We start from the raw sequence: 8,145 nt of genomic DNA on the forward strand, positions 1-8,145 counted from the left end.
TTAAAAAAGGCTTCCCTGATTGGTTCAGGGAAGCCTTTTTGTTGGACTGGCAACCTGCCAGGATCAGAACAATTCGTTCTTGACCTCTTCCCTGGCTTTTTCTTCCTCCGTCGGCGCCGTGGTGCCGCCGCCAAGGCTCTGGGTGGCGACACCCGGCGGGTATTCCGCGTAATAGTATTCGCCGCCGGAATGGACCAGGCCTTCCGGCACCACCCGGTCTTCCATCGGCACGCCCTTCAACGCCTGCTGCATGAAGCTGATCCAGATTGGCAGCGCCAGGCCACCGCCGGTTTCCTTGTCGCCCAGGCTGCGCGGCTGGTCGTAGCCCATCCAGCCGACCGCCACCAGCGACGGCTGGTAACCGGCAAACCAGGCGTCCAGCGAGTCGTTGGTGGTGCCGGTCTTGCCGGCCAGGTCGGTACGGTTGAGCGACAGCGCCTTGACTGCGGTGCCGTAGCGCACCACGTCGCGCATCATGCTATCCATCATGAAGGCATTGCGCGGATCGATGATGCGGTTGGCTTCGTCGCCGGCGGTTTCCGGATGCACTTGCGACAATACGGTGCCGTTGGCGTCGGTAATCTTGCTGATGATGTAGGGACTGATTTTATAGCCGCCGTTGGCAAATACCGCGTAACCGCCCACCATTTGCAATGGCGTTACCGCACCTGCGCCCAGGGCCAGCGTCAGGTATGGCGGATTTTTGTCAGCATCAAAGCCAAAACGCGTCACATATTCCTGCCCGTATTTGGCGCCGATCTTGTCCAGGATGCGCACCGAGACCACGTTCTTCGACTTGGTCAGGGCCTTGCGCATGCTCATCGGGCCTTCATATTTATTGCCGTAGTTCTTGGGTTGCCAGATCTGGCCGCCGGTCTGGCCGCCGCCGTAACTGAGCGGCGCGTCATTGATGATGGTGGCCGGCGACAAGCCTTTTTCCAGTGAAGCGGAGTAAATGAAGGGTTTGAACGACGAACCCGGCTGGCGCCAGGCCTGGGTGACGTGGTTGAATTTGTTGCGGTTGAAATCAAAACCGCCGATCAGGGCGCGCACGGCGCCGTCCTTGGTGTCCGCCGCGACAAACGCCGATTCCACTGCCGGCATCTGCGTGATGGTCCAGTTTTTACCTTCCAGCATGACGCGGATGATGGCGCCGCGCTTGACCTTGCGTTGCGGCGGCGCTTTATCGCTCAACAGGTTGGTGGCGATGCCCAGGCCGGCGCCGCTGATGCTGATTTCCTGGCCTGAGGACAGCACCGCGCGCACCAGTTTCGGATTTGCCTCCAGCACCACGGCGGCGACGATCTCGTCGCTGTCGGGATGGTCGGCCAGCTCCACTTCGATCGCGTCTTCGGCTTCTTCCTTGGTGCCGTCAGGGATTTCCATGTATCCCTCGGGGCCGCGATAGCCGCGCCGCTTTTCGTAGTCCATGACACCGCGGCGCAGCGCTATATACGCTGCGTCCTGGTCCGCCTTGGTGATGGTGGTGAAGACGTTGAGGCCGAGCGTATAAGTATTTTCCTTAAATTGTTCATACACCAACTGTCGCGCCATTTCAGAGACGAATTCGGCGTGGATGCCGAATTCGCTGGCGCCGGTCTTGATGTGCAAGGCTTCGTTCTTGGCTTGTTCGTACTGCGCCGCATTGATGTAGCCCAGTTGCAGCATGCGCAACAGGATGTACTGCTGGCGCACGGTCGCCCGTTTCGGATTGACGACTGGGTTGTTGGCCGATGGCGCCTTCGGCAGACCGGCCAGCATCGCGGCTTCCGCCGTGGTGATGTCCTGCAGCCGCTTGCCGAAATAGATCTGTGCCGCAGAGGCAAAACCATAGGCGCGCTGGCCCAGGTAAATCTGGTTCATGTAGACCTCGAGGATCTGGTCCTTGCTCAGGTTGCGTTCGATTTTCCATGCCAGCGGGATTTCATACAGGAACTTGCGCGATGCCTTCTGGAAGAAGGTCGGCTCGTTGCTGGTCAGGAAAAAATTGCGGGCAACCTGCTGGGTGATCGTGCTGGCGCCGCCGCCGCCGCCGGTCAGGTTGGAAAAGCTGGCGCGCAAGATGCCTTGGTAGTCGACTCCGCCATGCTGGTAAAAACGATCATCTTCAATCGCCAGCACGGCTTTTTTCATCACATCGGGAATCTCGTTGATGTGCACCAGGCTGCGCCGTTCCTCGCCGAACTCGCCGATCAGCACGCCGTCAGCCGAAAAAATGCGCAGCGGGATCTTGGGTTTGTAGTCGGTGAGGGAATCCAATTCCGGCAGATTCGGGTAAGCCATCGCCAGCATCAGGAAAAAAGTTAGGCAGCCGATAACTGCCAGGCCGACAACAATGCCAAAAAAGCCAAGCACTAGCCGTAGCAGCAGCGGCAAGCGACGGCGCGAAGGAGAGGGGTATTGCTGGGTGTCGCTGGCTGTGTCTGGAGGCGTCATTCGATGCGTTTTATGAAAGATGGATGCCACGCATTATAACGGCACAGCCCTTGGCTCAAAACTTGCTCTGCATCATGCGTTCTTGATGAACCGCAAACTACGTTGCGAAATTCAGACAGAAATTGTCGATAAAAAACAAATTTGGATGGGCGGAGGCGCTATGGGGCCGTTTTTTGTACTACTTAAACAATTTCCGTGTGGAAAATTTCTTTACAGTAGCCCCCTCTTATTGCTACGATTTCACGTTACAAAATTTAACATTGCTGTAAGCCCTGTTTTACAGGTTTTTCCTAACTTCGAGACGGTATACCGCTAATGCGACCGCCTTGCAGGCAGAATGTTCCCCAAATAATACATACTCGGGAGAAATGCTCTTGGCATTAGATCTTGGATCGCTGATCGGTAAAAAGAACCCGCCTCTGGTGGGGATTGATATTAGTACGTCGGGCGTCAGGCTGGTTGAGCTGTCCGAGACGGGCAAGGATCAATTGCGTCTGGAGCGCTATGCATCGGAACCGTTGCCGCGCGGCGCGGTGGTAGATGGCAATATTGAAAATATCGAGCAAGTCACGGAGGTAGTCCGGCGGCTGTGGAAAAAAAGCGGCTCCGGCACCAGGCTGGTGGCGCTCGGCATGCCGCCGGCGTCGGTGATTACCAAAAAGATCATCCTGGCCAGCGGCATGCTGGAAGAAGAGCTTGAGATGCAGGTCGAATCCGAGGCCAGCCAATATATTCCGTTTGCGCTGGATGAAGTCAGCCTTGATTTTGACGTGATCGGCCCGGCGCAGCATTCGCCGGACGACGTTGAAGTGCTGCTGGCTGCCACCCGCAAGGAAAAGGTGGAAGACCGGGTGGCGGTGGCGGAGGCTGCCGGCCTCAAGCCGACCGTGATGGACATCGAGTCCTACGCGGCGCGCGCGGCCATCAACCGCATCATCGGGCAGTTGCCGAAAGCTGGACAGGGGCAGATTGTCGGCCTGTTCCAGATCGGCACCCAGACCACGCATGTATCGGCGTTGCTGGACGGCCAGCTGATTTACGAGCGCGAGCAGCCGTTTGGCGGCAACCAGTTGACCCAGGACATCGTGCGTGCCTACGGCCTCTCGTATGAGGAGGCGGAGACGAAAAAGCGCAACAATGACCTGCCAGAAGGCTATGAGCAGGAAATCCTGAATCCGTTCCTGGAAAGCGCGGCGCTGGAAGTCACGCGGGCGATCCAGTTCTTCTTTACCTCGACGCCGTACACGCGCCTTGACCAGCTGTTCCTGGCCGGCGGCTGCGCCACTATCCCGGGCCTGGTTGAAGTAGTAGCGGGGCGCGCCAAGATTTCCACGTCAGTGGTCAGTCCGTTCACCGGCATGCAGTTAGGGCCGAATGTGCGGGAAAAACAATTGCGCATGGATGCGCCGTCTTACCTGGTTGCCTGCGGCCTGGCCATGCGGAGGTTTGGCTGATGATCAAGATTAATCTACTGCCGCACCGCGAAGCCAAGCGCAAGCAGCGCAAGAACACCTATTTCGCCATGCTGCTGCTGTCGGCAATCATTGGCCTGATAGTGGTGCTGCTGGTTGGCGCATTCTTCGCCAACGGTATCTCCAACCAGACTGAGCGCAACCGCTTTATCACGGCGGAGAACACTCGTCTGGATGGCGAAATCAAGGAAGTCGCTACCCTCAAGCAGGAAATCGAAGCCTTGAAAGCGCGTCAGCAAGCCGTCGAGGACCTGCAAAGCGATCGCAACCAGCCGGTGTACCTGATGGATGAGCTAGTCAAGCAGGTGCCGGAAGGCGTCTACCTGAACTCACTCAAGCAGGAAGGACAACGGGTGGCGTTGAATGGTTATGCCCAGTCGAATGAGCGGGTCTCTGAGCTGCTGCGCAACCTGGGCAACAATTCGGCCTGGCTGGAACGCCCTGACCTGATTGAAATCCGTTCCGCCAATATCGGCGGCACTGGCCGCGATAGCAAGCGCGTCTTCGCTTTCACTGTCAATGTCGGCATCAAACGGCCGTCTGACAAGGACGCCAAAGATGCGGCGGGCGCTCCTGCCGCAGGAGCGCCAAAAACGGTGGCAGCTGCAGCGACAGCAACAGCAACAGGCGTCGCAGCCCCGGTGGCGGCCGCGCCCAAAGCAACCTTGAAAGACGCCAAGTGATGGATATGAATAATCTGAGCGCCTCGTTGAGCGCGCAATTCCGCGGACTGAATGGCCGCCATCCCGGCCAGTGGCCGATAGTTCCTCGCGTGCTGTCGGGCGTGGCGGTGTTCCTGCTGGTGTTGCTGGTGGGCTGGTTCTTGTACTGGAGCGATCAGCAGGATGAGCTGAATGCCGGCGAACAGAAGGAAGTACAGCTGAAAGAGCAGTACAAGTCAAAGATCCAGCAAGCCATCAACCTGGATGCGTTGCAGAAGCAAAAACTGCAGGTAGCGGATTACGTCGCCACCCTGGAGAAACAATTGCCTAGCAAGGCCGAAATGGATGCCTTGCTGTCCGATATCAACCAGGCCGGCCTGGGGCGCGGCCTGCAATTTGAATTGTTCAAGCCAGGCCAGGTGGTAGTGAAGGATTACTACGCTGAGCTGCCGATCAATATCAAGGTAACCGGCAATTATCACGACGTCGGCTCATTTGCCAGCGACATCGCCAACCTGCCGCGCATCGTGACCTTGAACAATATGAATCTGACCACGAGCAAGGATGGCGTGCTGAGCCTGGACGCGATCGCCAAGACCTTCCGCTACCTGGACAAGGACGAAGTGGCGGCGCAGCGCAAAGTCACTGATTCAGCTAAGCAGAAAGGTCAAAAATGACGTTTTTTCGCATTGGGCGTCTGACCCAGGTGACATTTTTTGTCGTATTCATCTCAACTTTGTCAGGTTGCGGCGACAGCGGCGTGCAGGAAGTGAAGGAGTGGATGGCTGACGTCAAGAGCCATACCAAGGTAGGAATTCCGAAGCTGACCGAACCGAAGAAGTTCATTCCCTTTACCTATGCCGGCGCGACCAGCATCGATCCATACAACCCGAGCAAGCTGCTGGTGGCGCTAGCCAAGCTGCAAGGCAAGTCTAACGGCTTGAAGCCGAACCTGGACCGCCGTCGTGAAACGCTGGAAAACTATCCGCTGGATACCGTCAAGATGGTGGGAACCTTGCAAAAAGTGGGTTTGAGCTATGTCTTGCTGCAAGTCGACAAGACCGTGTTCCAGGCCAAGGTGGGGAATTACATAGGACAGAATTTCGGCATGGTCACACGCATCACGGAGTCCGAAGTAATTTTGAAAGAAATCGTACAAGATGCGTCCGGCGAATGGGTCGAGCGCGAAGCCAAGTTAGCGTTGCAGGAGAGCACAAAATGATTGCAGCAGGAAAAAAATTCGTTAACCTGAGCGTAAGCCGGCTAAGCGTGGTGCGGCAGAAAGCCTTGATGTTGGGGGCGCTGCTGTGTTTGCTGGCATCCGGGGCGCCCGCAATGGCGGCCGAAGATAATGCGATCACGTCGATCAACGCCAATCAGCAAGGCGCCAACGTGATTGTCAAGATCAGCTTCAAGCGTCCGCTGAGCACACAACCGACGGCGTTTGCCGTGATCAGCCCGGCGCGCATCGCTTTCGATTTTGTCGGCGTCGGCAACGCCACTGGCAAAACATCCCAGGATATCAGCCTGGGCGATGTGCGCAACGTGGTCGTGGCGCAAGCCGACGACCGCTCACGCCTGGTGTTCAATCTGAAACGCTCCTTGTCCTATGCCACTGCGATGGACGGCAACGCCTTGATCGTCACCATCGACGGCTCTGGCGGCCTGGCAACAGCGGTCAATGCAGCCGGCATGCCGGCGCGTCCTGCAGCCACCTCCACGGCGCAGACAGCAGCAGCGCCGGCGCCTGCCCCGTTGTTGAACGGAAAACCAGCCTTGCGCGACATCGATTTCCGTCGCGGCACTGCGGGTGAAGGCCGGGTGGTGATCGACTTGCCTAATACCCAGGTCGGTGTAGACGTCCGCCAGCAAGGCCAGACGATCGTGGTCGATTTCCTGAAAACCAGCCTGCCTGATGTCCTGCGTCGCAAGCTCGATGTAGGTGATTTCGGCACGCCGGTGAAAATGATCACCACCGTGACCCAGGGTGAGAATGTACGCATGATCATCGAACCTAAGGGCCTTTGGGAGCAAAGTGCTTACCAAAGCGACAGCCAGCTGGTGATTGAAGTCAAGCCGATCAAGGAAGACCCGAACAAGCTGGCGCAAGGCGCACAAGGGTATCGCGGCGACAAGTTGTCCCTGAATTTCCAGAACGTGGAAGTGCGCTCGGTGCTGCAGGTGATTGTCGACTTTACCGGCCTGAACATCATCACCAGCGATACCGTTGGCGGCAACCTGACCCTGCGTCTCAAAGACGTTCCTTGGGATCAGGCTCTGGATATCGTGATGCAGGCTAAGGGCCTGGACATGCGCAAGAACGGTTCCGTCATCTGGATCGCGCCTAAAGACGAATTGCTGACCAAAGAGAAACTGGAACTTGAACAGCGTTCGCAAATTGCCGAACTGGAGCCGCTGCGCACAGAGTCCTTCCAACTGAACTATCAGAAAGCTGAAGCCTTCAAGAAAGTTTTCGGGATCGACGACGCAGGTGGTGGCGGCAGCGGTAAGAAGAACACTATCCTGTCAAATCGCGGCAGTGCCGTGATCGATCCGCGCACCAACCAGTTGTTCGTTACCGATACACCGACCATATTGCAAAATATTCGTAATCTTGTGCAAAAAATCGATATTGCTTCAAGACAGGTCTTGATAGAAGCACGTATGGTAGAAGCGAATGATGGCTTTAGCCGCAATCTCGGCGCCAAGCTTGGTTTCGGCTTCAATGGCAATAATGTCACCGCAGGAGGTACACAAACCGCATCAGCGACAACTGGCACGCTCCCTGTGATAGGAGGAAATTCTGTGAATTTACCGGCCAATCCTAGTATAGGTACAGCAGGTTCTCTGGCTTTGACCTTGTTTAACTCGGCCGCGTCGAAATTCATCAGCCTGGAGTTGTCGGCACTGGAAGCGGACGGACAAGGCAAGATCATCTCTAGTCCGCGTGTTGTCACTGCTGACCAGCAGAAGGCCTTGATTGAGCAAGGTGTTGAAATTCCCTATCAAAATGCTACCAGCAGTGGAGCCACATCGGTTGAATTCAAAAAGGCAAATCTGAAATTGGAAGTGGTGCCGCAAATCACGCCGGACGGTAACGTCATTTTGACAGTAGATGTTACCAATGACAGCGTTGGAGATATTGTTCCTGGGGGCGTATCAATCAATACAAAACACGTCCAGACTCAGGTTCAGGTTGAAAATGGCGGGACCGTGGTGATTGGCGGTATTTATACCCAGACAATTTCCAATAACGTTAATAAAGTGCCACTGCTTGGAGATATTCCGGTTCTGGGTTATCTTTTCAAACAAACGGCAGTTGTTAACAATCGAACTGAATTATTGATTTTCCTTACACCGAAGATCGTCATCGACCGGCTCGCTGGGCACTAATTGCACAGAAGACACCGGTTTTGACACCGGTGTCTGCATTTTGAGCAAAAGGTTAAGTGGTGAAATGGTGCGGTACACAGGCAATATCTTTCTGGTAGGCCTGATGGGCGCGGGCAAGACTACGGTTGGCCGCGCTCTGGCAAAAAAACTCAACAAGCTATTCATTGATTCGGATCACGAAA

At 56.1% G+C, this 8,145-nt stretch carries 7 protein-coding genes; 6 read left to right on the forward strand and 1 reads right to left on the reverse strand.

What is annotated here, in order from left to right:
- Positions 1 to 63: 63 nt before the first annotated feature.
- Positions 64 to 2,436 carry a penicillin-binding protein 1A gene (locus tag JWQ61_RS20705; RefSeq protein ID WP_304362170.1) on the reverse strand — a complete coding sequence of 791 codons (2,373 nt, stop codon included), beginning with the start codon at positions 2,434 to 2,436 and terminating at the stop codon, positions 64 to 66.
- Between the two features lie 374 nt (positions 2,437 to 2,810).
- Here JWQ61_RS20705 and JWQ61_RS20710 point away from each other — a divergent pair, with 374 nt between their 5' ends.
- The 6 genes from JWQ61_RS20710 to JWQ61_RS20735 all read left to right on the forward strand — a co-directional run.
- Entirely contained in the window at positions 2,811 to 3,890 is a 1,080-nt protein-coding gene (locus JWQ61_RS20710; RefSeq protein ID WP_304362171.1) for a pilus assembly protein PilM, read from the forward strand.
- On the forward strand, positions 3,890 to 4,591 hold the full coding sequence (locus tag JWQ61_RS20715) for a PilN domain-containing protein (RefSeq protein WP_304362172.1): 702 nt from the start codon (positions 3,890 to 3,892) through the stop codon (positions 4,589 to 4,591). The genes JWQ61_RS20710 and JWQ61_RS20715 overlap by 1 nt, the downstream gene beginning before the upstream one ends.
- On the forward strand, positions 4,588 to 5,247 hold the full coding sequence (locus JWQ61_RS20720) for a type 4a pilus biogenesis protein PilO (RefSeq protein WP_304362173.1): 660 nt from the start codon (positions 4,588 to 4,590) through the stop codon (positions 5,245 to 5,247). The genes JWQ61_RS20715 and JWQ61_RS20720 overlap by 4 nt, the downstream gene beginning before the upstream one ends.
- A complete protein-coding gene (locus tag JWQ61_RS20725) occupies positions 5,244 to 5,792 on the forward strand; it encodes a pilus assembly protein PilP (RefSeq protein ID WP_304362174.1) in 549 nt (182 codons plus the stop codon). Before JWQ61_RS20720 ends, JWQ61_RS20725 begins: the two co-directional genes overlap by 4 nt.
- Before the next feature lie 68 nt (positions 5,793 to 5,860).
- On the forward strand, positions 5,861 to 7,963 hold the full coding sequence (gene pilQ, locus JWQ61_RS20730; RefSeq protein WP_304362175.1) for a type IV pilus secretin PilQ family protein: 2,103 nt from the start codon (positions 5,861 to 5,863) through the stop codon (positions 7,961 to 7,963).
- A gap of 40 nt (positions 7,964 to 8,003) precedes the next feature.
- Positions 8,004 to 8,145: shikimate kinase (locus JWQ61_RS20735; protein WP_304362176.1), on the forward strand; the 142-nt coding region annotated here is incomplete at its 3' end.

The sequence above is a fragment of the Collimonas fungivorans genome, from assembly GCF_028292705.1.
GTDB lineage: Bacteria > Pseudomonadota > Gammaproteobacteria > Burkholderiales > Burkholderiaceae_D > Collimonas > Collimonas fungivorans_B.